The organism is Salinarimonas soli (assembly GCF_008386575.1).
Taxonomy (GTDB): Bacteria; Pseudomonadota; Alphaproteobacteria; order Rhizobiales; family Beijerinckiaceae; genus Salinarimonas_A; species Salinarimonas_A soli.
Window position 1 is genome coordinate 1 of sequence record NZ_VUOA01000268.1, and the last position, 210, is coordinate 210.

Below are 210 nucleotides of genomic sequence, written 5' to 3' on the forward strand. Positions count from 1 at the left end.
TCCTCTTAAAATTCGTTTTGAAAATATTGCGCGGTACGAAGCGGCTTAGTTGTGTTTCTGGCGTTGCTGATGTCCACGGACGACTGTCGTAAACTCGTTTCCCGTCAACAACAACGAAGAAAAGTGAGTTCTCGCATGGGACGAGGGGAACACAAGGCGTCTTAATATCGAGCATCATGAACAACACGAATGAAATTGTCTCTGACAGCA

The 210-nt window shown here is 45.7% G+C and carries 1 protein-coding gene; it reads right to left on the bottom strand.

What is annotated here, in order from left to right:
- On the bottom strand, positions 1 to 187 hold a 187-nt coding region (locus F0L46_RS27995), incomplete at its 3' end, for a hypothetical protein (protein ID WP_210247721.1).
- Positions 188 to 210: the final 23 nt, after the last annotated feature.